17 protein-coding genes are annotated in these 23,940 nt (G+C 52.2%); 15 read left to right on the plus strand and 2 right to left on the minus strand.

Features of this window, described 5'->3' with window-relative positions; translation table 11 throughout:
- Window positions 1-4: 4 nt before the first annotated feature.
- From gap to DPO_RS04890, 12 genes are all read left to right on the plus strand, one after another.
- The gene (gene gap / locus DPO_RS04835; RefSeq protein WP_006964603.1) at window positions 5-1,000 is read left to right on the plus strand and encodes a type I glyceraldehyde-3-phosphate dehydrogenase; all 996 of its coding nucleotides are present in this window, start codon (window positions 5-7) and stop codon (window positions 998-1,000) included.
- Window positions 1,001-1,055: 55 nt separating this feature from the next.
- Window positions 1,056-1,388, plus strand: a complete 333-nt coding sequence (locus DPO_RS04840) for an SHOCT domain-containing protein (protein WP_006964604.1) — start codon at window positions 1,056-1,058, stop codon at window positions 1,386-1,388.
- A 145-nt stretch (window positions 1,389-1,533) separates the two neighbouring features.
- Complete coding sequence (locus tag DPO_RS04845; protein WP_006964605.1) at window positions 1,534-2,013, plus strand: sll1863 family stress response protein; 480 nt, start codon at window positions 1,534-1,536, stop codon at window positions 2,011-2,013.
- A gap of 9 nt (window positions 2,014-2,022) precedes the next feature.
- Window positions 2,023-4,779, plus strand: a complete 2,757-nt coding sequence (locus DPO_RS04850) for a cation-translocating P-type ATPase (RefSeq protein ID WP_006964606.1) — start codon at window positions 2,023-2,025, stop codon at window positions 4,777-4,779.
- Window positions 4,757-6,874 carry a VTT domain-containing protein gene (locus DPO_RS04855; RefSeq protein ID WP_006964608.1) on the plus strand — a complete coding sequence of 706 codons (2,118 nt, stop codon included), beginning with the start codon at window positions 4,757-4,759 and terminating at the stop codon, window positions 6,872-6,874. The genes DPO_RS04850 and DPO_RS04855 overlap by 23 nt, the downstream gene beginning before the upstream one ends.
- A 1-nt stretch (window position 6,875) precedes the next feature.
- Window positions 6,876-8,441, plus strand: a complete 1,566-nt coding sequence (locus DPO_RS04860) for a glycogen synthase (RefSeq protein ID WP_006964610.1) — start codon at window positions 6,876-6,878, stop codon at window positions 8,439-8,441.
- A 35-nt stretch (window positions 8,442-8,476) separates the two neighbouring features.
- Entirely contained in the window at window positions 8,477-10,465 is a 1,989-nt protein-coding gene (locus DPO_RS04865; RefSeq protein ID WP_006964612.1) for an alpha-1,4-glucan--maltose-1-phosphate maltosyltransferase, read from the plus strand.
- A gap of 37 nt (window positions 10,466-10,502) precedes the next feature.
- The gene (treS, locus tag DPO_RS04870; RefSeq protein WP_006964614.1) at window positions 10,503-13,850 is read left to right on the plus strand and encodes a maltose alpha-D-glucosyltransferase; all 3,348 of its coding nucleotides are present in this window, start codon (window positions 10,503-10,505) and stop codon (window positions 13,848-13,850) included.
- A gap of 16 nt (window positions 13,851-13,866) precedes the next feature.
- Window positions 13,867-15,840, plus strand: coding sequence for a 1,4-alpha-glucan branching protein GlgB (glgB, locus tag DPO_RS04875; RefSeq protein ID WP_006964617.1), 1,974 nt, complete (start codon window positions 13,867-13,869; stop codon window positions 15,838-15,840).
- Window positions 15,841-15,856: 16 nt separating this feature from the next.
- Window positions 15,857-17,089 carry a glycogen synthase gene (gene glgA / locus DPO_RS04880; RefSeq protein ID WP_006964619.1) on the plus strand — a complete coding sequence of 411 codons (1,233 nt, stop codon included), beginning with the start codon at window positions 15,857-15,859 and terminating at the stop codon, window positions 17,087-17,089.
- A 134-nt stretch (window positions 17,090-17,223) separates the two neighbouring features.
- Complete coding sequence (locus DPO_RS24445) at window positions 17,224-17,382, plus strand: YqaE/Pmp3 family membrane protein (protein WP_006964620.1); 159 nt, start codon at window positions 17,224-17,226, stop codon at window positions 17,380-17,382.
- 72 nt (window positions 17,383-17,454) lie between these two features.
- A complete protein-coding gene (locus tag DPO_RS04890) occupies window positions 17,455-18,660 on the plus strand; it encodes a YihY/virulence factor BrkB family protein (RefSeq protein WP_083911992.1) in 1,206 nt (401 codons plus the stop codon).
- Here DPO_RS04890 and malQ read toward each other — a convergent pair.
- Together malQ and DPO_RS04900 are read right to left on the minus strand one after the other, a co-directional pair.
- Window positions 18,647-20,167 carry a 4-alpha-glucanotransferase gene (malQ, locus tag DPO_RS04895; protein ID WP_006964622.1) on the minus strand — a complete coding sequence of 507 codons (1,521 nt, stop codon included), beginning with the start codon at window positions 20,165-20,167 and terminating at the stop codon, window positions 18,647-18,649. The genes DPO_RS04890 and malQ overlap by 14 nt on opposite strands.
- Before the next feature lie 40 nt (window positions 20,168-20,207).
- Window positions 20,208-20,408: a hypothetical protein gene (locus DPO_RS04900; RefSeq protein WP_024335107.1), complete on the minus strand. Its 201-nt coding sequence runs from the start codon at window positions 20,406-20,408 to the stop codon at window positions 20,208-20,210.
- 285 nt (window positions 20,409-20,693) lie between these two features.
- Between DPO_RS04900 and DPO_RS04910 the strand changes: the two genes are divergently transcribed.
- From DPO_RS04910 to DPO_RS04920, 3 genes are all read left to right on the plus strand, one after another.
- On the plus strand, window positions 20,694-21,203 hold the full coding sequence (locus DPO_RS04910) for a type 1 glutamine amidotransferase domain-containing protein (protein WP_006964624.1): 510 nt from the start codon (window positions 20,694-20,696) through the stop codon (window positions 21,201-21,203).
- Window positions 21,204-21,274: 71 nt separating this feature from the next.
- Window positions 21,275-23,011 carry a 2-oxoacid:acceptor oxidoreductase subunit alpha gene (locus DPO_RS04915; RefSeq protein ID WP_006964625.1) on the plus strand — a complete coding sequence of 579 codons (1,737 nt, stop codon included), beginning with the start codon at window positions 21,275-21,277 and terminating at the stop codon, window positions 23,009-23,011.
- A complete protein-coding gene (locus DPO_RS04920; RefSeq protein WP_006964626.1) occupies window positions 23,008-23,862 on the plus strand; it encodes a 2-oxoacid:ferredoxin oxidoreductase subunit beta in 855 nt (284 codons plus the stop codon). Before DPO_RS04915 ends, DPO_RS04920 begins: the two co-directional genes overlap by 4 nt.
- The last annotated feature ends 78 nt before the right edge of the window (window positions 23,863-23,940 follow it).

Raw genomic sequence — 23,940 nt, forward strand, 5'->3', positions numbered from 1 at the left:
AATTATGACAACCAACGTAGCAATCAATGGCCTTGGCAGAATAGGAAGAGCAATTCTTAAAATAATACTGGAAACCCCGGAGCTTGAACTTGTGGCATTGAACGATCTGCTGCCTGTGGATAATCTTGCCTATTTGTTGGGATATGATTCCGTATACGGCAGGTATGAAAAAGAGGTAAGGGCCGATAAAGACGAGCTGCAGATAGATGGAAAGCAATACCGTATGTTCAATGAAAAGGATCCGGCTGAGCTTCCATGGGGCGAGCTTGATATTGATATTGTTTTTGAGTGCACCGGTGTTTTTCGAAAAAAACAAGACCTGGAAAAGCATCTGAAAGCCGGTGCAAAAAGGGTTTTTCTTTCAGCTCCCGAGAAAACAGGCGAAGTGGAAATGGTGGTGCACGGGGTGAACCAGTTGGAGGGATCTCCCCGGATGGTCTCCTGTGCAAGCTGCACCACCAACTGCATCAGCCCGGTGGTTGAAATTCTGGGAAGAAGAGTTGGCATAAAAAAGGCCATGATGACCACGATTCACGCGTATACATCAAGCCAGTCCCTCATGGACGCGCCCAGAAACAAATGGCGGCGGGGAAGGGCGGCAGCCGTCAATTTTGTGCCGACATCCACGGGCGCGGCCCAGGCCACCACAAAAGTGCTGCCGCAATACAGCGGCAAATTTGACGGGGTTGCGGTTCGCGGTCCGGTGCCGGCGGGTTCCTTAACTGACCTGGTCTTTGTGACGGGGCGGGATGTGACAATAGAAGAGATCAATGAGATTTTCCAGGAAGAATCTCAAACCGAACGTTACCGGGGAATTCTGGGCGTGGCCCGGGATCCCATTGTTTCTTCGGACATCATCAAAGACCCCCGGGCTTCCATTGTTGATCCGAGCATGACCCAGGTGGTGGACGGCGATCTGCTCAAGGTGATGAGCTGGTATGACAACGAATGGGGATATGCATGCCAGATGGTCAGAGAAGCAGTGAAAACAATGCATTGAAACTGATTAAGAAACGGGCCGAAAAAACAAAGAAGCTTTCATTAGAGGAGAAACCATGAAAAACAAGTTTTTTACATTTTTTATATCGGTGATTCCGGTGGTTTTGATAACTTTTTTCTCTGGATGCAGCCATAGGCCGGTGGACCGGTCTATGGGTGGATGGGGCCATATGATGGGATATGGCGGCTATGGAGGAATTTTTATGTGGATTTTGTTGATCATTATTGTAGCGGTCATTCTGTACTTTGTTATGAATCGCGGCAAAACAACCGGAACTTCGACAGGTTCGCAAAAAGAAAGCCCGTCGGAAATTTTAAAGAAACGGTACGCCAAAGGTGAAATAACAAAAGAAGAGTTTGACAAGCTTAAAAAAGACATTGAAACCTGAGTTCGGTTCCAGGTGCCGACAGGAGTTTGGAGATCGCGGCTGGGCCTGCCCGGGCGGTGGCCGACCAGGCTTTTAAGGTGAAATACACATGAAATAACCGATTAGGACTGCGTTAAAATTAAACGACAAAACAAGGAGAAGGCAAATGAGGTATGCAAAAATAAGCAGCGCAATAGGTGTGTGGGTTTTAATGGTCATGTTTGTCACAATGCCGGCGGGTTTTGCCAAATCCTACGAGGACAACACCACGGTCAAATCGGTTCAACAGGAAGCACAGGATCTGCTCGAAGCCCTCAAAGACTATACAGCTGATCAGCGTGATGAGGCGATTGAACGGTCTAAAACAGCATTGGATATACTGGACAGACGGATTGATGAACTGGAAACTGATATCGCAGACAACTGGGATCAAATGAGCAGTGCGGCCCGTGAAAAAACCCGGGAAAGCCTCAAAACACTGCGAAAAAAACGGAATGATGTGGCTGAGAAATACGGCAGCCTGAAAGCCAGTTCCACCAGTGCATGGGAAGAAATGAAACAAGGGTTTTCAGATGCCTATGAAGATCTCAGCGATGCATGGGCAAAGTCTGAAAATGAATTTGATAAAAACAATTCAGATAAATAAAACCAATAAATGAATAATAAAGACACCGAATACCCGGCTTTGGATGGCAAATCACCCTGGATGCTCGAAGCGAAGGAGGCGGTTGAACAGCTTGCCTCACATTCTGATGACGGGCTGAACCCGAAACAGGCCCGCAGCCGGTTGGAAAAATATGGTCCCAACCGGATTGAAGCCGCCAAACAGCGTTCCGCATGGCAGATATTTACTGCCCAGATCAAGAATCTCATTGTACTGCTCCTGGCTGCGGCTGCCGGCATATCTTTCATTCTCGGTCAGTTCCTGGAAGGGATCGCCATTCTGGTGGCGTTGATCGTCAATGTGTTCATCGGGTTCGGCACCGAACTGCGTGCCATGCGGTCCATGGAAGCCTTGCAGCAGATGACCCGGAGGCATGCCAAAGTGCTGCGCCAGTCAGAGATCCAAAAAATCGAGGCCGCCAAACTGGTTCCCGGTGACATTGTGGTTCTGGAAGGCGGAGATGTGATCCCGGCAGATCTTAGACTGATCGAAGCTAACCGGATCAAAGCCGATGAATCTGCCTTGACCGGAGAGTCTGTGCCGGTGGACAAGGATGTGGCGGCCCTGGCCGGGGACACCCCCCTTGCCGAGCGAAACAACATGCTTTTTACCGGCACGGCCCTGACCCAGGGATCAGGAAAAGGCGTGGTGGTGGCCACGGGCATGTCCACCCAGCTGGGGCATATTTCACAGCTGGCCCAGGGCGCACAGGAAGAGGTTCTGACACCTCTGGAAAAGCGGCTGAACAGCCTGGGGCAGAAACTGATCTGGGTCACCCTGGGTATTGCCGTATTGATCGGGGTGACCGGCGTGATGGCCGGCAAAGATCTGGTGGTGATTTTTAAAACATCTGTCGCACTGGCAGTTGCTGCCATTCCGGAGGGCCTGCCCATCGTGGCCACCATTGCACTGGCCAGGGGGATGTGGCGGATGGCCAAAAAAAATGCGCTGGTCAACCGGCTTTCCGCCGTGGAAACCTTAGGTTCAACCAGCATTATCTGCGCGGACAAGACCGGCACCCTGACGGAAAACAAAATGACTGTATCAAAGTTGGTCCTGGTTGCTTCAGAAGAGGTGATGCATGCCAGTTGGGATCCGGAACAAGACCCGCCGTTTTCTGTCAAAAAAGATGTGAAAACCGATGATTCCCTGAACACGCATATAAAAGATATAATGACCATCGGCATGCTGTGCAGCAATGCGCAGCTGTCAGAAAGCGGGGAAGAGGTGGGTGATCCCATGGAACTTGCCCTGTTGCAGGCCGGGCAGAAGCTTGGGCTGCATCGGGAGGACCTGCTCAAATCCTATCCTGAAAAAAAAGAGGAGGCCTTTAGTCCTGAGACAAAAATGATGGCCACCTGGCATAGCCGGGAGCAGGACAAGATGGTGGCGGTAAAAGGTGCGCCTGAAGCCGTCCTTGATGCATCCAGCCAGGTTCTGACAACCGATGGACAAACCCGGAAAATGGATGACACAGTGTATGAAAAACTGTTGCAGGCAAATGAAACCCTGGCGGATGAAGGGCTCCGGGTTTTAGGTATCGCCCGCAGATCCACGGATGCGGTACAAAATGATCCCTATTCATCTTTGACGTTCATGGGGTTTGTGGGACTTCTGGATCCACCCCGGAAAAACATCCGGAAGGTCATCGACACACTCAGGCAGGCCGGGGTGCGGGTGGTCATGGTGACCGGAGACCATCCTGGGACTGCATTTGCGATCGCACAAAAACTGAACCTGCCCGGGGATGGGGAGACCGTGATACATGGGAATACGCTCAAGTCCACTGAAGACTACACCTCAGAAGAACGTCACAATCTCCTGCAGTCTTCTGTTTTTGCGCGCATCTCTCCGGAGCAGAAACTCAATCTTGTTTCTCTGTTTCAGGCTGACGGGTCTGTGGTGGCCATGACGGGCGACGGGGTGAATGATGCACCGGCCCTGACCAAGGCCGATATCGGCGTGGCCATGGGCAGACGTGGTACCCAGGTGGCCCGGGAGGCGGCAGACATTGTGCTCAAAGATGACAATTTTGCCACCATCGCCCTGGCCATGGAGCAGGGCCGGGTCATATTCAGCAACATCCGCAAGTTTATTGTTTTTCTGCTATCAGGGAACGTGGGTGCCATTCTGATCGTGGGTCTGGCCATGCTTTTCGGCAGTATATTGCCGCTGTTGCCGTTGCAGATTCTGTACTTGAACATGATCAGTGATGTGTTTCCGGCCCTGGCACTGGGCGTGGGCAAAGGAGAGCCTTCGGTCATGGACAGGCCCCCAAGGCCCGCCAGCGAACCGGTTGTGACCAGGGTCCTCTGGATGACCATTTTCGGGTATGGACTGCTCATTGCCGGAACAGCGCTTGCCGGTTTCTGGATATCTCTGGAAAAAATGTCTTTGTCCGGGGAACGCGCTGTGACCATAACCTTCCTCATTTTGGCTTTCACCCGAACCTGGCATGTGTTCAACATGCGTGATGCCGAATCCAATGTGATCTTCAATGATGTGACACGCAATCCTTTTGTATGGGGAGCCGTGATTCTGAGCATTGTGCTCCTGGTGTTTGCGGTATACTTTCCGCCGTTGTCACGGGTGTTGACCATGGTGGCGCCCACTTCCTTCCAGTGGCTGTTTATCCTCGGCATGAGCTTTATTCCTTTGGTGGTTGTGCAGGTTTTGAAACAAGGGACATTGTTTTACAAAGGAACAGTTGAAAAAGGAAATTCAAGTGACCCTTCTGAAAGAAAATGATAATTGCTGGTGTCTTGCGCATGCGCAAAAAGCCGCTTTTTTAATTGATGGCGCTGCCTACTTTTCAGCAGTGGCAGATGCCATGGAGCAGGCAAAGAAAACCATTTTTATTGCCGCATGGGACATTGACAGCCGGATTGCCCTGCTGCGGGGCAATGGGGTCCCGGATGACCAGACAGATCTTGGCGCTTTTCTCAATGACAAGGTGAAACGAACACCCGAACTGCATGTGTATATCCTGAACTGGGATTTTCCCATGCTGTATGTGCGGGAGCGTGAATGGCTCCCGATCCTGAAACTGGGATGGAAAACCCATGGGCGGATATTCTATCACCAGGATGATCAGCATCCGGTGGGGGCATCTCAGCATCAGAAACTGGTGGTGATCGACAATCAAGTGGCATTTTGCGGGGGACTTGATTTGACAAACAGCCGGTGGGACACACCTGAACACCGGCTGGACGATCCCCGGAGGACAACACCGGATGGTGAAGCATATCCACCGTTTCATGATATTCAGATGGCCGTGCAGGGAGAGGCTGCTGAAAAATTGGGCCAATTGTTTACAGACCGCTGGCAATGGGCGACCGGTTACAGCATTGCATTGCCAAAAACCGCATCCGCTCCCCCATGGCCTGAAAACCTGCCGCCGGATCTGTTGGATATACAGATGGGAATCTCCCGAACTCTGCCGGCATACAAAGGCCGGGATCAGGTGCTGGAAGTGGAAACGCTTTACACAGACGGCATCAAAGCGGCAGAAAAAGCCATTTATATCGAAACCCAGTATCTGACATCCGCCAAAATAGCCGGGGCGCTTGAAGACAGCCTTTCACAGGAACAGGGACCTGACATCTGTATCGTTCTTCCCAGAGAATCCAGCGGATGGCTGGAACAGAGCACCATGGATTCCATACGGGCACGGGTGTTGAAACAGCTGTCTGCGGCAGATGACCACCACCGCCTGCAGGTGTTTTATCCGGCCCTGGATGATGAAAAAACCGCTTTGTATGTCCATGCAAAACTGATGATTGTTGATGACCGGCTGGCATTGATCGGCTCTGCCAATGTAAGCAACCGGTCCATGCGCTTTGATTCTGAATGCGTTTTGGCTGTTGCGGCAAAAGAAGATGACAGCGTTGGAGAAGCCATTCTTTCTCTGCGCAACCGGCTGTTGGCTGAACACCTTGACAAACCCGTTGACGGTGTGGTCAAGGTGTTTGCCAGACAGGGTGCAATGAACCAGACCATTGCATCCTTGTCTGAGTCTTCCGGCCGCAGGTTGCAAAAACTGGCATTTGACCAGGCCCTGCCTGTTGACGGCGCGGCGATTGTCCGGGACCATGAACTGCTTGACCCGGAAACCCCCATTGCCTTTGACCGTATGATGGATCGGTTTGCCCGAAATGAACAGGGTACGTCCAAGATGCCACAGGTAATGAAGCTGGCAGGGGTGCTGCTGATTCTGCTCGCTCTGGCTGCGGCCTGGCGCTGGTCTCCTCTGGCTGAATGGGCCACAAGAGAAAACCTGGCTGCCTGGGCCGGAAAAATCAAGGAACAGCCCCTGTCTTTTCTGATTGTCCTGGGGGGGTATATTGCCGGGGGATTTTTGATGGTTCCGGTCACCTTGCTGGTGGGGGTGACCGCCATGGTATTTGATCCTGTCATGGGGGCGCTTTATGCCTTGAGCGGCTGCCTTGTGAGCGCGCTGACCACCTTCTGGGCAGGGGCCGGTCTGGGAAAGCAGATGGTCCGCAAAGTGGCGGGAAAAAAGCTGAATCATATCAGCCGGCAAATGGCCAGACAGGGTATTTTGACAGTGGCGCTTATCAGAAATATTCCGGTTGCCCCGTTTTCCCTTGTCAACCTCATAGCCGGGGCCTCCCATATCAAGCTCAAAGACTATCTTCTGGGCACGGCTGCAGGCATGCTGCCCGGCATTCTGGTCATTACCATATTTGCAGACCGTCTGTTGCATACCATACAGCATCCCGGGTGGGTGAATGGACTCATTGCAGCAGCCCTGGCAGTTGTGATGATTGCAGGAAATGTATGGGTAACAAAGCGGTTGTCCGGCAAAGGGGGGAAAAAATAACATGCATATCGTGCACATGGCTGCGGAAAATGACAGCCTGCCCAATGCCAAGGTGGGCGGTGTGGCGGATGTGGTGCGGGATATTGCACCGGCACTGGCGGACCTTGGTCACCAGGTAAGCGTTGTAATGCCCGGGTACGGGTTTCTGCACGAGACCGAAGGGGCAAAACATGTGGCCGACATCTGTTTTCCATTCCGCGGGACCCTTCATGACGCACCGCTTTACCGGGTGCCGGCAAAGCAAGTGCACCCGGGGGTCACCCAGTATGTGATACATCACCCGTTTCTGGAGTCAGTAAATACCCACACCGGGCAGCACCAGATCTATGTGCATGATCCGGATGATCAGCCCTTTTTCAGCGATGGTTCCCGGTTTGCCTGCTTTTGCAGTGCCGCTGCCGCTGCTTTGACCCAGGAAGTCATACCCCGGGCCGATGTGATGCATCTGCATGACTGGCATACGGCACTTGTGGCCCTGCTGCGCCGGTACCACCCGGCTTGCGCCCCATTGCAGCGCGTCCGGACGGTGTTTACCATACACAACCTGGCCCTGCAGGGGGTGCGGCCGCTGGCCGGCAGCAGTTCCTCTTTGTCTGCCTGGTTTCCCGATATCTCCTGGCACTGGCTGGATGTGGCGGATCCGCGGTGGCCGGATGCCTGCAACCTGATGGCCTGCGGCATCCGCCTTTCAGACAGGGTGCATACGGTGTCCCCAACCTATGCCCGGGAGATCTGCCGGCCGGATGACCTGCCCCGGTTCCACGGCGCCCAGGGGTTGGAAGCCGTGCTGGCCCATGAAAATGACACAGGGAATCTGACGGGCATCCTCAACGGCTGCGACTATCCGGAAAACAGGCATCCCCCTGTCATGGAGATGCCGGAAATGCTCCGAGGTTTTCAGCGCCGGATCATGCAGTGGTCTGCCGGCCGGCAGACAGTGTCCAGTGCGGACTTTGTCGCCGGCCACAACCTGTCGAACCTGTTACAGCGGCGCAACCGCCCCAAAATGTTGCTGTGCAGTGTCACGCGTCTGACCGATCAGAAGGTGCTGCTCATGCGCCAGGGCCAGGACGGCATGTCAGCCATGGCCCGAATTCTGACGGCACTGGGAGATGACGGGGTGTATGTGCTTCTGGGAACCGGCCATGAAGAATTTGTGCGGTTTTTCACCCGGCTGGAAGCCTGGTTTCCCAATTTTATTTTCCTTCACGGATTTTCAGATCAGGCAGCCCGGACCCTGTATGCCAATGGGGATCTTTTTTTGATGCCCAGTTCTTTTGAACCCTGCGGCATCGGCCAGATGCTGGCCATGCGGGATGGACAGCCCTGTGTGGTGCATGCTGTCGGCGGGTTGTGCGATACTGTCATTCATGGGGTGAACGGGTTTTGTTCCAGGGGCAGGGATCTGGATGACCAGGCACAACATTTTGTTGAAACCGCCTGCCAGGCCATTGAACTGCTCAAAAACGATCCGGACAAATGGCAGCAGATAAAAAACAATGCGGCGGCTGCACGGTTTTCGTGGCAGCATGCCGCACAGCAGTATGTGGAAAAATTGTATGGTTAGCGAACCGCTAACCGCTAAAAAAAGAGAAGAATCCCATGACAGACCTCATCAAACGTGTTGTGATCGAAAATGTAACCCCTGCGGTTGACAACGGCCGTTTTCCCGCCAGGCGGGCCGTAAATGAAACAGTGACCATTTCCGCAGATATTTTTGTGGACGGCCATGACCGCCTGGCGGCCCGGCTGCTCTATCGCAGGGCAGGGGCTTCCCAGTGGCGGCAGATTCCCATGCACCTGCTGGTGAACGACCTGTGGCAGGCCTCTTTCATTCCTCGTGAAATGGGAATCTATGAATACACGGTCACCGCCTGGATAGACCGGTTTGACACCTGGCGCAGTCAGGTGTCAAAAAAGCGGGCAGACGGCCAGAACGTGTCTGTGGAACTGATGGAGGGTGCACGCATGGCCGAAGAAGCGGCAGCGCGGGCAAAAAAGGAAGACGCCGATCAGCTGAACCGTCTGGCAGAGCAGCTCATGTCTTCGGCGGCGGCAGAACACCCGGATGTTTTTCTCAACGATACCGTCTTTGCCGGGTTTATGAAACGATATCCGGATCTCAGCAGCCAGGTGGATTATCCAAAGGTGCTGCCCGTAAGAATCGAGCCGCGCAGGGCCCTGTACAGCACCTGGTATGAAATGTTTCCCCGTTCCTGTGCCGATGATGATCCCGCCCGGCATGGTACATTCAAAGACTGTATCAAACGCCTGCCCTATATTGCCGGGATGGGATTTGATGTGCTGTATCTGCCGCCGATTCATCCCATTGGACACACCCACAGAAAAGGAAAAAACAATACGATTACCGCTGTTCCGGGTGATCCCGGCAGTCCCTGGGCCATCGGGGCCAAAGCGGGGGGACACAAGACCATCCATCCAAAACTGGGAACACTGGAGGATTTCAGGGAGCTTCTGGCCCGTGCCCGGGAACACGGCATCGATATTGCGCTGGATATGGCATTTCAGTGCAGCCCGGATCATCCCTATGTTACGGACCATCCTGAATGGTTTCACCTCCGCCCCGACGGTTCCATTCAGTATGCAGAAAATCCCCCCAAAAAATACCAGGACATCTATCCGTTTGCATTTGATACCCCCCACTATGAGAGCCTGCGCCGGGAACTGCTGGATGTTATCGAATACTGGATAGACCAGGGTGTCCGGATTTTCAGGGTCGACAATCCCCACACCAAACCCCTGCGGTTCTGGGAATGGCTCATTGATGAATGCAAAAAAGCGTATCCGGAAACCATCTTTCTGGCCGAGGCATTCACCCGGCCCAAGACCATGTACCGGCTGGCCAAAGGCGGATTCACCCAGTCCTATACCTATTTTACCTGGCGCAATCTGAAATGGGAAATTGAGCAGTATTTTGACACCTTGACCCAGACCGGCGTAAAAGAGTTTTTATGGCCCAGCCTGTGGCCCAATACCCCGGATATTCTGCCGGAATTTCTACAGCTGGGGGGCCGGCCGGCGTTTATCCTCCGCCTGATGCTGGCTGCCACCCTTTCCTCCAGCTACGGCATTTATGGCCCGGCTTTTGAGCTGTGTGTGAATCAACCCCTTGATCCCGGGGGGGAGGAATATATGGATTCGGAAAAGTACGAGATCCATCACTGGGACCTGGAAGCGCCCAACACCATCCGGCCGTTTATCACCAGAATCAACCGGATCAGGCGGGAAAATCCCGCCCTGCAGCAGACCCGGAACCTGATGTTCCACCCGGTGGATAAAGAAGAGATCCTGTGCTTCAGCAAATTTACGGATGATTTTTCCAATATCATTTTTGTGGCTGCCAATCTGGATCCCCATCACACCCACAGTGCCTGGGTGCAGCTGCCTTTTGAACAAATGGGTGTGCCTGTTGGAAAAAGCTTTCAGATGCATGATCTGGTGAGCGATGCCAGGTATCTGTGGCATGAGGGGTACAACTATCTGGAAATCGATCCCGGGGTGGTGCCGGTACAGGTTTTCCGCATCCGGCGGCGGATGCGCACGGAAAATGATTTTGATTATTTTATGTAACATTTAAAAGCGAAAAGACATAAAGGACAGCAATCTTATGGCAAAGCGCAGCCCGCAACCGAAAAATGATCCGCTGTGGTACAAAGATGCCGTGATTTATCAGCTCCATATCAAGACGTTTTATGACAGCAATGGGGATGGCATCGGTGATTTCAAGGGCCTTACCGAGAAACTGGGGTACCTGCAGGAACTGGGGGTCACCGCCCTGTGGCTGCTGCCTTTTTATCCTTCCCCCCTGAAAGATGATGGATACGACATCGCTGATTTCAAGGCCATTCACCCGGCTTACGGCACCCTGGCAGATTTCAAGGCGTTTATGCGGGCGGCACGCAAACACAACATGAAGGTGGTCACAGAACTTGTGATCAACCACACCTCAGACCAGCATCCCTGGTTTCAGCGGGCCCGCCGGTCAAAACCGGGCAGTACCTGGCGTAATTTTTACGTGTGGAGCGATACCCCGGAAAAATACACAGATGCCCGCATTATTTTTCAGGATTTTGAGAGCAGCAACTGGACCTGGGATCCGGTGGCCAAAGCCTATTTCTGGCACCGGTTCTACTCCCATCAGCCGGATCTCAACTTCGACAACCCAAAAGTGCATGACGCGATCTTCAAGGCGTTGGATTTCTGGATGGACATGGGGGTGGACGGCCTGCGGCTGGATGCCATCCCCTATCTCTACGAGCGGGAAGGAACCAACTGCGAAAACCTGCCTGAAACCCATGTGTTTCTAAAAAAGCTGCGGCAGCGCATGGATGAAAAATACCAGGGCAGAATGTTTCTGGCCGAAGCCAACCAGTGGCCTGAGGATGCGGTGCAATATTTCGGAAACGGCGATGAATGCCATATGAGCTTTCATTTTCCGTTGATGCCCCGGCTTTACATGGCCGTGCACATGGAAAGCCGGTTGCCGGTCACTGAAATTCTTGACACCACACCGGCGATTCCGGAATCCTGTCAATGGGCTATCTTTTTGCGGAACCACGATGAACTGACCCTGGAGATGGTCACGGATGAAGAACGGGATTACATGTACCGGGCCTATGCCAGGGATGCGCGCATGCGCCTGAACCTGGGCATCCGGCGGCGCCTGGCCCCGCTCATGGGCAACCACCGGCGCCGGATCGAACTGATGTATGCGCTGCTGCTCTGCCTGCCGGGCACCCCCATCCTGTATTACGGGGATGAGATCGGTATGGGGGACAATATTTACCTGGGGGACAGAAACGGGGTCCGTACCCCCATGCAGTGGAGCCCGGACCGGAATGCCGGGTTTTCCCGGTGCAATCCCCACCAGCTGTATCTGCCGGTGATCACCGATCCTGAATACCACTTCGGGGTGCTCAACGTCGAAGCCCAGAAGCAGAACCGCCATTCCCTTTTCTGGTGGATACGGCGGCTGCTCACCCTGCGCAGCCGCATACCCGCTTTCAGCAGGGGGGATCTGGTGTTTCTGGAACCGGAAAATCCCAAAATTCTGGCCTTTATCCGCCGGCATGAAGACCAGTCCTTGCTGGTGGTGGTCAATCTTTCCCGGTTTGTGCAGTATGTTGAACTGGATATGCAGGGGCATGAAGGAAAGATTCCAGTGGAAATATTCGGTAACACCCCTTTTCCGGGCATTACTGGTGCCCCGTATTTTCTCACCCTGGGGCCCCATGGTTTTTTCTGGTTTCTGCTCACGACACCTGCAGCGGCGGATACGGAATCTGATATGGATGCCGAACTGCCGGTATTCGAGGTGCGCACACGATGGGAGGAGGTGATGCAGGGGAACCTGCGCAGACGTTTTGAAAAACATCTGCGGTCCTATATTGAAAAATGCCGGTGGTTTGGCTCCAAGGACAGCCGCATCAAGTCCCTTGCACTGGGTGACCAGCTGTCTGTGGGCAACCATGTACAGGCAGGGTATATGCTCCTGGTAACCCTGGGGTACACAGAGGGTAACGATGAAACCTATATCCTGCCGGTTACCTGTCTGAGCGCTGCAGACGGCGCAGCTGTCATGGAGCACCATCCCCAGGCGGTCATGGCACAGATAAAAATGACATCCAAAGGGCAGGAAGGGTTTCTTGTGGACGGTCTTTTTCATCCGGGGTTCTGCCATGTGCTTTTGGAAATGATCCACCGCAGGCAATCTGCAAAAGGCAGCAAGGGCAGGTTAACAGCAACACCTGCCACCGGGTTTAAACGCATGTACAGCACACTGAGCCTGCCCATGGAAACCAGGGTGATAAGCACGGAACAGAGCAATACCTCCATCATTTTCGGGCACCGGTTCATTCTCAAGCTGTTCCGCCGCCTGCAGGAAGGGACCAACCCCGACCTGGAAATATCGCGGTTTCTGGCCGGCAGGGGGTTTGCCGGTCTGCCAGGTCTTGCCGGGTTTCTGGAATATACCCGTCAGGATGAAGAACCCTGTACCGTGGGTATTCTCCAGGAGTATGTGCCCAACCAGGGTGATGCCTGGGCCTATACCGTGAGCAGCCTGTCCGGATTTTTTGAACGGGTGATGGAGAGCCGGGAAAATATCCCGGTTTCTTTGCCCCGCAAAAGCCTGCTGGCATTGAGCCGGATGCCTGTTCCCCCTGAGATGGAAACGCAGATCGGATTTTATTTTGAATCCGCTGTCCTGCTGGCCCGGCGCACAGCCCAGATGCATGCGGCACTGGCATCGGCATCTCAGGATCCGTTGTTCACACCGGAACCGTTTTCCAAACTCTACCAGCGCGCTCTTTTCCAGTCCATGAATTCCATGGCAGGCAGGGTACTGGGACAGCTTGAAAAACGCATCAGGGCCCGGAAAAATCCATTGCCGGAACACATTCATGCCGCCGCAAAACAGATACTGGACCGCAGGCAGGAGATCATTGACCGTTTCAGGGCGCTCACAAGCCGAAAAATCAGCGCCATGCGACTGCGGTGCCACGGTGATTTTCACCTGGGACAGATTTTACACACAGGTCATGATTTTGTGATTATCGATTTTGAAGGAGAACCGGTCCGGCCCGTAAGTGAGCGGCGCATCAAACGGTCTCCCTTACGGGATGTGGCAGGGCTTTTGCGGTCATTTCACTATGCCTGTTATGTGGCCCTCCAGGCCGAGGAAACAAGGGGTATGTTTCATCCTGAACTGCGCGGGACCATGGCGGCCAGGGCAGAGGAATGGCGGATGTGGGTGAGTGCCCAGTACTTAGGTGAATATCTGGCCAGAAGTGCAGATGCCGGTTTTCTGCCTGATACCCATGAGGAGATGGAAATACTGCTGCATGCGTATCTCATGGAAAAGGCGGTGTATGAGCTCGGCTATGAAATGAACAACCGCCCCGACTGGATCAATATTCCCCTCACGGGCATTGAACAGTTATTGAATGAAACCTGATATATATGGAGGCAATATGCCTGATCAAAATCACACCACAAAAAAAATAAAATCTGCCGATATCAGCCTGTTGACCGAAGATGATCTGTTTTTATTCAATGAGGGAAGCCATTTCTGCCTGTATGACAAACTGGGTGCCCACCCCATGAAAGTCGACGGGCAGAATGGATTCTATTTTGCCGTGTGGGCCCCAAATGCCCGGGCGGTTTCTGTCACAGGATCATTCAACAACTGGGACAACACCCAACACCCTCTGTCACCCCGGGCAGATTCAGGTATATGGGAAGGATTCATACCCGGTATCCAAACCGGAACACTTTATAAATATCATATCCGTTCCACCCAGAAACAGTACCAGGTGGACAAAACCGACCCGTTCGCATTTTTTACCGAACTGTCGCCCCAGACGGCTTCTGTGACATGGGATCTGGCCCATGAATGGTCAGATGACACCTGGATGGAAAACCGCAGCAATGTCAATGTGAGATCTGCGCCCATGGCGGTTTATGAGATGCACCTGGGTTCCTGGATCCGGATACCGGAAGAAAAAAACCGGTTTGCAACCTATCGGGAACTGGCTGAAAAACTGCCGGGCTACCTGGTGAAGATGGGGTTTACCCATGTGGAGTTTCTGCCGGTAATGGAACATCCTTTTTACGGCAGCTGGGGATATCAGTGTCTGGGCTATTTTGCCCCCAGCAGCCGTTTTGGTACGCCCCAGGACTTTATGTATCTGGTGGACTGCCTGCACCAGAAAAATATCGGTGTAATTCTGGACTGGGTACCCTCCCATTTTCCCAGTGATGAGCACGGCCTGGGGTATTTTGACGGCACCCATCTGTTTGAACACGAAGACCCGCGCAAAGGGTTTCACCCTGACTGGAAAAGTCTTATTTTCAACTATGGGCGCAACGAAGTCCTCAGCTATCTCATCAGCAGTGCCATGTTCTGGCTGGAAAAATACCATATTGACGGTTTCCGGGTGGATGCGGTGGCCTCAATGCTGTATCTGGATTATTCCCGAAAAGCGGGTGAGTGGGAGCCCAACATATACGGGGGCAGAGAAAACCTGGAAGCGGTTGCCTTTTTGAAGCGGTTCAACGGGGAGATTCATGAAAATTTTCCCGGGGCAGTCACCATTGCCGAGGAATCCACTGACTGGCCCATGGTTTCCAGACCGGTTCACCTGGGGGGACTGGGTTTTGACATGAAATGGGACATGGGATGGATGCACGACACCCTGGCGTATATGTCCATGGATCCCGTCCACCGCAGCTTTCATCACGACAAACTGACCTTCCGGATGATATATGCCTTTAATGAAAACTATGTGCTGCCTTTGTCCCACGATGAGGTGGTCCACGGCAAAGGGTCCTTGCTGGGTAAGATGCCGGGGGACGAGTGGCAGAAGTTTGCCGGACTGCGCCTGCTTTTTGGATATATGTATGGACAGCCGGCCAAAAAACTTATTTTCATGGGGGGGGAGATCGGCCAGAGCCGTGAATGGAACCATGACAGCAGCCTGGACTGGCACCTGCTGGAAAATCCGTTAAACAAGGGTCTTCAGCGCTGGATCGAAGACCTGAACCAGTTTTACCGGCGCACCCCTGCCATGCATGCAGATGATTTTTCCCGGCAGGGATTCCAATGGATCGACTGCAATGATGTGCAGCAGTCCACCCTCACTTTCTTGCGCAAGGACAGGGATGAAAAGGAAACTATTATTGCTGTGTGTAATTTTACGCCCATTCCCCGTCCCAATTACCGGGTGGGGGTTTTAGCGGATGGGTTCTGGAAAGAATGCCTCAACAGTGATGCAAAAGAATACGGGGGCAGCAACCAGGGCAGCCTGGGACAAATTGAAGCCTCCCCGGTGCCGGCCCACGGGTTTCCCTTTTCTCTGAACCTGGTCCTGCCGCCCCTGGCTGTTGTTTTCCTGCAGAAAACAGCACCTGAAATAGTTTACACAAAACAAAATGCAACCCTGTAATCAAAGGCGATAACCAATGAAAACATTGATTCTGACCAATGAGTATCCCCCCAATATCTACGGCGGAGCCGGGGTGCATGTGGACCATCTTGTCCGGGAAATGACAGCCCTGTCTTCCGGCACAGATACGTTCGATGTCCTGTGTTTCGGTGACCAGAACCAGTCCGCCCCCCATCTGCGGGTATCAGGGGTACCGGAGATATCTTCAGAAACACCTGAACTGCAGCGGCTAAAACTGACGGATACCCTGCTGCGCAATGCCATCATGACCGGTACTGCAAATACGGCGGATGTGATTCACTGCCACACCTGGTACACCTATATGGCCGGGTGTCTGCTCAGAGAAATTCTTGCAGCCCCTCTGGTTGTCACCACCCATTCCCTTGAGCCCCACCGTCCCTGGAAAAAAGACCAGCTCGGTGACAGCTACCATGCCACCTGCTGGCTGGAAAAAGCAGCCATGGAAAATGCAGACGGTATTATTGCCGTGTCTGAAACAATGAAACAGAACGTGATGGATCTTTACCCGATTCCTCCTGAAAAGATCCGGGTCATTTATAACGGGGTGGATACCCAATTTTTTTGTAAAACATCCCGGCCGGAAACACTCAGAGCCTACGGCATTGATCCGGACAAACCCTATATTCTTTTTGTGGGCAGGATTACCAGACAAAAGGGGATCATGCATCTGATCCGGGCCATTGCCATGGTGGATCCGGGCGTACAGACCGTTCTGTGTGCCAGTGCACCTGATACCGGAGAGATTGCACAGGAAATGGAAACCCGGGTAAAAAGCGCCAGGCAGGAAACAGGCAGAGAGATTCTCTGGATTCCAGAAGCAATCCCTTTGCAGGATCTGCCGGTCCTTTACAGCCATGCCGCTGTTTTTGTATGCCCTTCTGTGTATGAACCTTTCGGTATCATCAACCTTGAGGCAGGTGCGTGCAGTACACCGGTGGTGGCTGCAGCGGTCGGGGGGATTCCGGAAGTGGTGGTCCATGGGGAAACCGGGCTTCTGGTTCCCTTTGCAGCCAAAGAGGATGCAGAACCCAAAAGGCCGGAAGAATTTGCCGCAGATCTGGCAGCTGCCATCAACACCCTGGTGCGGGCGCCGGAAAAAAGGACCCGAATGGGTGCGGCAGCCCGCAAAAGAATTGAGAAACACTTTTCATGGACCAGCATTGCCCGGCAGACAGTGGATTTTTATCAGCACCTGATCAAAAATCACGGTCAGTATAGGGATACCTAAATTGCTGAAGAATTTCATCCCCTAAGCTTTTGAGCCTTTTTGATTGACAATACCTGGATTTTTTTTCTACCGTAACGTGGAACAAATAATCGAGATGATAAACCCTAAAACAACGGAATATAAGGAGAAAGAATATGGATCTGATTCGGATTTTGGTTGCGATACTTTTACCGCCGCTGGGTGTTTTTCTTCAGGTGGGAATCGGGGGAGCGTTCTGGTTGAACATCCTTTTGACTCTCTTGGGATATATCCCCGGCATCGTGCATGCCGTCTGGATTATTGCCAAGCGCTGACCTAGGAACAGGGGAAATAATATCAAAAGCGTCCTGAACAGATACTGGCAATTCGGATATGGTATTTTCCGGATTTCGGGCAGGGAATTTGTCCGGGACCGTTGCAGCCTTCAGGCATCGGCCTTAACCCTGTATACTTTGTTGGCCATTGTGCCGGTCATGGCCATGGCATTCGGCATTGCCAAAGGATTCGGTTTCCAGCAATATCTTGAAACCCGGATACTGTCTTTGTTTGCCGGCCAGGAACAGGTCATCCAGAATGTTCTGGCCTTTTCCGCCAATCTGCTGGAAAGAACCAAGGGCGGGCTCATGGCGGTGCTGGGCATCATTTTTTTGATGTATGCGCTGATAAAACTCATGGGCCACATGGAAGATACATTCAACAGAATCTGGCGGGTCAGGGGGAACCGACGTATTATCCGCAAAATTACCGATTATATCGCCATTGCCCTGGCTGCGGGGCTGCTGGTAATCTTTTCGGGCAGCGCCACCATTTTTATCACCGGTTATCTGGAAAAATTCATGGCAATCCTGGACCTTCCCGCCGGTCTGGGCCGTGTGATTTCTTTTGGTTTGAATGTTTTTCCCTTTGTGACGGTCTGGATGGTATTCACCTTTTTTTATATGTTTATCCCCAATAAAAATGTGAATGTCCGGGCTGCTCTGGGCGGAGGAATCATTGCCGGCACCATTTTTCAGCTGGCCCAGATAGCCTATGTCCAATTCCAGGTGGGTGTCTCCACCTATAATGCCATTTACGGCAGTTTTGCCGCCATACCCTTGTTTTTATTGTGGTTGAAGACGTCCTGGACCATTGTGCTGTTCGGCGCTGAGATCTCCTTTGTCTGGGAAAATTTTGATGTGCTTCAGACAGATGACCCGGAATATGAACACATCAGTATCCGGGTGAAAAAACTGATCATCCTCAAGATAGCGGTCTTTTGTGTGAACCGGTTCGCCCAGGGCCGGGCACCGGTGACATCCTTATCAGTTGCCGACCATCTTAACCTGTCTGTGAACATTACATCGGTTTTTATGGAAAAACTGGTCCACAGCCGCATTCTATTCAAAGTCAGCGCCCCTGACCCCGGCTTTGCCCCGGCCTGGGACATAGAACGCCTGACTGTCATGGATGTTGTGACAGCGTTTGAAAAAATGGGAGAAGATGATCTGTATCTGGGCGACACCCTGGAGCTGTCAGCGCTGGAACAGAGCCTGGAATCATTTGCAGCAGCTGCCAGGCAGTCATCCGGGGAGCGGTTCCTCAAAGATGTCTGATTGTTGACACCCGGCTTCGGCCGTAGGTAGCCGTGGCCGTTGTAAGCCATTTCGCATGCTGTTTTGTCAACCTGCCTTTCGGCAGCCGCCACTGCCAGTTGTCCTGTGCCCCGGCCGGCTGGTTCAGACGGGCATCAGGACCTAAGCCCAGAATGTCCTGGAGCGGGATGATCACTGTATCAGCCACAGACATCATGGCCAGGCGTATCATTTGCCGGTGAATGTTTTCCCTGGAGATATGGCTGCCCAGGTAGCGCTGCAATCGGGCCTTTGCCTGGTCGGTAAGTTCCTGTTCAAACCAGCCGCGGATGGTGTTGTTGTCATGGGTGCCGGTGTAAACGATACAGTCCCGGATATGGTGATGGGGCAAAAAGGAACTGTGGGGGAAATCGTCGCCAAAGGCGAATTGCAGCACCCGCATGCCGGGCAATTGAAATCTGCGCATGCATTCATGGACATCCGGTGTGATCATGCCCAGATCCTCGGCGATCACCGGCAGCCGACCGAACCGCATGGTCAAGCGGGTAAAAAAATCTTCACCCGGGACCTCCACCCATTCCCCGTCAACAGCGGTCTTTGCCGAGGCTGCAACCTCCCAATATGCCACCAGACCTCTGAAATGATCGATGCGCACCACGTCAAACATGTCAAAGTTGTGTGCAAACCGTTTGAGCCACCACGCGTAATCGTTTTTCTGCAGGTATTGCCAGTCGTACACGGGATGGCCCCAGAGCTGACCGGTGTCACTGAAGTAATCCGGTGGGACCCCGGATACTTTTGTCGGTGATTTGTTTTCATCCAGTTTGTATTGCTGCGGACAGCTCCAGACATCTGCACTGTCAAAAGGCATATAGATGGGAAGATCTCCGTACAGGCGGATATTGCGGGCATTGCAGTATTTTTTGAGTGCCTGCCATTGACGGAAAAACAAAAACTGTACAAATTGATGAAATCTGATCTGTATGGCCAGCTTGTCCTGTATCCCGGCCAGGGCATCCGGATGCCGGTCCCGTAACGGTTGGGGCCATTGCTGCCAGCTGACCTGGTCAAAATGCGTTGTGAGCGCCATGTATGTTGCATAATCTTCCAGCCAGGCTGTCTGCCGGGTGCAGAAATGATCAAACCCGGCAAGGGTTTTTCTCTGTTGTTCCAGGCGTTCAAAAGCCAGTTGAAAAAGGGTGTGCTTATGTTCTGCCACCGCTGGATAATCAACGCGGTTGTCGGAAAATGGCTGCCGGGGCAGGGTTTCATCCTCAGACAGCAGACCGGCACGGACAAGAAAATGCGGGCTTATCAGCAACGGGTTGCCTGCAAAGGCTGACGGACTGCTGTAGGGTGAACCGCTCTGGGGATCAACAGGATTCAGCGGCAGCACTTGCCATATCTGCTGGCCGGTTGCAGATAAAAAATCGGCAAATCCATAGGCTGCGGGTCCCAGATCACCGATTCCGTATCTGCCGGGGAGACAGGTTATGTGCATGAGGATACCGTTTGTGCGGATGGTCATGAACAATCCTTTTCTGTCGGGCTGAAGCGGATGTTTGTGTTCATGGTTCAGTCACATCTTTTCGAAGGCGGTTTTTGTTGATCATAAGGTTCATCAGGCAGAGTGCGTTGGCCATTTCATCATCTTCAGATTCATCATCTTCCGGATTTATATTGATGTCGGAATATCGGCCCTTCTTGTCAATCATCGCCGACATGTTCTGCATATCTGTCACTCCTGCCCTGCCAGTCTCTTTTTCCATAACATCCCCTTTGATTATAATCAATCTGTCTTGACGATGATCTGATTATGGATCTTTCAATATTTCCAGTATGTCCCGGTTCAGATACAGGCGCAATGGAGAGAATCCTGTATTTTCGATCTGCCGGCCCTGTATTTTTTTTAAAAAATCGTGCCGGTTGTTTCCATATACAGGCCCGGTCCTGAAAAAATACAAGATTTCCCGTATTGTTGAAAGAAAATATTCTTTTACAATTACAAAGATAACCAGATTGCCGGCATAAAAATGCCGGGAAAGGACAAAAAAATGAGCAAGATAGCTGTTATTATCGATGATTGGTTTGAAGATTCAGAATACACCGAACCTGTCAGCGAGTTCAGGGGAAAAGGGCATGACATTATCCATGTCGGCCTTGAAAAGGGAAAAACGGTAAAAGGCAAAAAACAACAAACGCCTGTAACGATTGATCAAAGTGTAAACCAGACGGGTGCAGACCATTTTGATGCGCTTCTCATCCCGGGCGGTTATTCACCGGACCAGCTGCGCGCCCACCCGGGTGCCGTGGCGTTTGTCCGGGATTTTATGGAAAAAAACAAACCGGTTTTTTCCATCTGCCACGGCCCGCAGCTGTTGATCTCTGCAGATGTGATCCGGGGCAGGACATTGACCGGCTTTACCTCCATTATTCAGGACATTAAAAATGCGGGCGCAACATTTGTAGATGAGGCAGTTGTTACGGACGGCAATCTTGTGACCAGCAGAAATCCCAATGATCTGCCGGGCTTTATTCATGCGGCATTGGAAAAACTGGCCTGAACAAAAAATGTCCCATGATTGGGGAAAAAAATTATACCACCTGATTTTATCCATAAAAAGAGAGGCACCCTATGAGTATCGATGTTACCGTCACTATCGGCGGGGAGGCAGGTCAGGGAATACAGACTGTGGGCGATATTATCGCCCGGGTCTGTCACAAGGTCGGTCTGTATCTTCTGGCCATCAATGATTTTGAATCCCGGATAAGGGGCGGACACAGTTTCATGCAGATCCGTATCAGTGACCAGCCGGTTTTGGCCCCTTACCACAAAATTGATCTGTTAATCGCCCTGAACACTGAAACCCGTGATCTGCATAAAAAAGAAATGGCTGAAACCGGACTTGTTCTATTGGATGCTGAAAAAGAGGATGCCAAAGAAAACCTGCCTGAACAGGCCCGTGAAAAAAATGTATTGCCGATCGCTTTTTCGCAGATGGCAAAAGATGCAGGTGGAAAGATCATGACCAATACGGTGGCTGCAGGCGCATGTCTGGCGCTTCTGGGGGCCCCTTTTTCAGCATTTGAACAGATCCTGAAAACAACATTCGCAGAAAAAGAAAAGATACTGGAAAATAATATTACCGCCGGCCGCAGCGGATTTGATGCGGTCAAAAATACGGATTTCGCCAAAGCCTTTGACTGGCCGTCAAATGGTTCGGCCAAAGGAAAACTGCTTTCCGGGTCCAATGCACTTGCTTTAGGTGCTCTGGCAGCAGACTGCCGGCTGGCCGCGTTTTATCCCATGTCACCGGCAACCGGCATCATGATCCATCTGGCTGAATTCATGGATCAGCTGCCCGTGCTGGTGGAGCAGGCAGAAGATGAAATCAGTGCGGTCAATATGATAATCGGCGCCTCTTATGCGGGTGTCCGGGCGTTGACCGCCACATCCGGAGGCGGTTTTTCTCTCATGGCCGAAGGTCTCGGGCTTGCGGGAATTACCGAGACCCCTGCCGTGATTATCAATTCCCAGCGGCCCGGACCGGCTACCGGTCTGCCCACCCGGACCGGTCAGGGGGATCTGCTCTTTGTGATCCATGCCTCCCAGGATGAATTTCCCAGATTTGTTTTTGCCCCTGGCTCTCCCAACCAGGCATATGACACCATGATCCGGGCGTTTCATCTTAGTGAAAAATACCAGGTGCCGGCAATCATCCTCACGGATCAGTATTTTAATGATTCCTTATGGATGACGACCCGAAAAATGGCAGTCCCGGAAGAAATTGAACGGTTTGTGGCCTTTGATGAAGATATGACCTCCCCTTCTGACTATAAACGGTTTGCAGTCACAGCATCCGGGATATCCCCCAGAGCACTGCCCTGCAAAGGCCGGGCACTGGTCTGTGCGACTGCCAACGAACATGATGAAGCAGGCCATATGAGTGAAACAATAGCCGACCGAAACACCATGGTGGAAAAGCGGCAGGCCAAAATAAAAGGTATGACCGGCGAAATGAAAGGGCCCAAAGGGTATCATGGTGAAAGTGAATCACTTCTGGTGGGATGGGGTTCTTCTGACGGCGCCATAAGAGAAGCAGTCGATCTGCTTCGATTTGATAATTTTGATGTCGGTGGCCTGGTGTTTTCTGATATATGGCCTTTTCCCCAAAAAAAAACAAAAGAGGCTTTGTCTTCGTGCAAACGCTTTATTACCGTGGAACAGAATGCATCCTCCCAGCTGGGCCTGCTGATCCGCCAGCAGACCGGCCACTCCTTTCATACATCCTTGCTGCAATATGACGGCCGGCCGTTTACGCCCAACTGGATAGCAGAACATACCAAATCCGTACTGGAGGAAATACGATGAAAGACACAACACAATACAACAATGATTATGAAAACAAGTGGTGTCCGGGATGCGGTAATTTCGGCATCTTAAATGCCATAAAAAAATCATTGGCCGACACACAGATTCCACCGGAAAAAATATTGATGGTTTCGGGCATCGGCCAGGCTGCCAAAACACCGCATTTTTTACACTGCAATTTTTTCCACGGACTGCACGGGCGGGCACTGCCCGTTGCCACCGGGGCCAAATTAGCGGATCATGATCTGACTATCCTGGTCAATATGGGAGACGGGGACTGTTATGGTGAAGGCGGGAATCATTTGCTGGCAGCCCTGAGACGTAATATCAACCTCACCTTGCTGGTGCACAACAATATGGTGTACGGACTGACCAAAGGACAGGCCTCTCCCACCTCCCGGCATGGCTTTGTCACCAAAGCCCAGCCCCAGGGGGTTGCCTGCCAGGCATCCAATCCTCTGGCACTGGCATTGTCACAGGGAGCGGGATTCGTGGCCCGGGGGTATTGCGGAGAGATAGAGCATTTGAGCCAATTGATCAGTGCAGGTATTTCCTATCCGGGATTCAGCCTGATAGATATTCTTCAGGTATGTGTTTCCTTTAACAAAGAGAACACCTATACATTTTATAAAGATCGCGTGTATACATTGGACAAAGAAGAATATAAAGCGGATGACCTGCACCAGGCCCTTGACTTGACCATGGAATGGGAAGAGAAAATTCCCATCGGCATTATATATCAAAAAGAAACCAGGTCCTATACTGATGAACTGGCACCATTGCAGTCAGGACCGCTTTTTAAACAGACATACGATCCAAAAAAGATCCGGAAAGCCATTTCAGATGCATAATGACATAAAATTCACTACCCGGGACATTTCAATAAAACAGGAGATTTTTACGGACTGTGCCTTTTTCCCAGCAGGGTG

The organism is Desulfotignum phosphitoxidans DSM 13687 (assembly GCF_000350545.1).
In the GTDB taxonomy this organism is placed as follows: domain Bacteria; phylum Desulfobacterota; class Desulfobacteria; order Desulfobacterales; family Desulfobacteraceae; genus Desulfotignum; species Desulfotignum phosphitoxidans.

Excerpts from the sequence above, each read along its gene's own strand:
- DPO_RS04910 (WP_006964624.1), top strand. The coding sequence starts at position 20,694 with ATGAGCAAGATAGCTGTTATTATCGATGATTGGTTTGAAGATTCAGAA.
- treS (WP_006964614.1), top strand. The coding sequence starts at position 10,503 with ATGGCAAAGCGCAGCCCGCAACCGAAAAATGATCCGCTGTGGTACAAA.
- glgB (WP_006964617.1), top strand. The coding sequence starts at position 13,867 with ATGCCTGATCAAAATCACACCACAAAAAAAATAAAATCTGCCGATATC.
- DPO_RS04900 (WP_024335107.1), bottom strand. The coding sequence starts at position 20,408 with ATGGAAAAAGAGACTGGCAGGGCAGGAGTGACAGATATGCAGAACATG.
- DPO_RS04860 (WP_006964610.1), top strand. The coding sequence starts at position 6,876 with ATGCATATCGTGCACATGGCTGCGGAAAATGACAGCCTGCCCAATGCC.
- DPO_RS04920 (WP_006964626.1), top strand. The coding sequence starts at position 23,008 with ATGAAAGACACAACACAATACAACAATGATTATGAAAACAAGTGGTGT.
- DPO_RS04915 (WP_006964625.1), top strand. The coding sequence starts at position 21,275 with ATGAGTATCGATGTTACCGTCACTATCGGCGGGGAGGCAGGTCAGGGA.
- malQ (WP_006964622.1), bottom strand. The coding sequence starts at position 20,167 with ATGACCATCCGCACAAACGGTATCCTCATGCACATAACCTGTCTCCCC.
- DPO_RS04865 (WP_006964612.1), top strand. The coding sequence starts at position 8,477 with ATGACAGACCTCATCAAACGTGTTGTGATCGAAAATGTAACCCCTGCG.
- DPO_RS04850 (WP_006964606.1), top strand. The coding sequence starts at position 2,023 with ATGAATAATAAAGACACCGAATACCCGGCTTTGGATGGCAAATCACCC.
- DPO_RS04845 (WP_006964605.1), top strand. The coding sequence starts at position 1,534 with ATGAGGTATGCAAAAATAAGCAGCGCAATAGGTGTGTGGGTTTTAATG.
- gap (WP_006964603.1), top strand. The coding sequence starts at position 5 with ATGACAACCAACGTAGCAATCAATGGCCTTGGCAGAATAGGAAGAGCA.
- DPO_RS24445 (WP_006964620.1), top strand. The coding sequence starts at position 17,224 with ATGGATCTGATTCGGATTTTGGTTGCGATACTTTTACCGCCGCTGGGT.
- glgA (WP_006964619.1), top strand. The coding sequence starts at position 15,857 with ATGAAAACATTGATTCTGACCAATGAGTATCCCCCCAATATCTACGGC.
- DPO_RS04840 (WP_006964604.1), top strand. The coding sequence starts at position 1,056 with ATGAAAAACAAGTTTTTTACATTTTTTATATCGGTGATTCCGGTGGTT.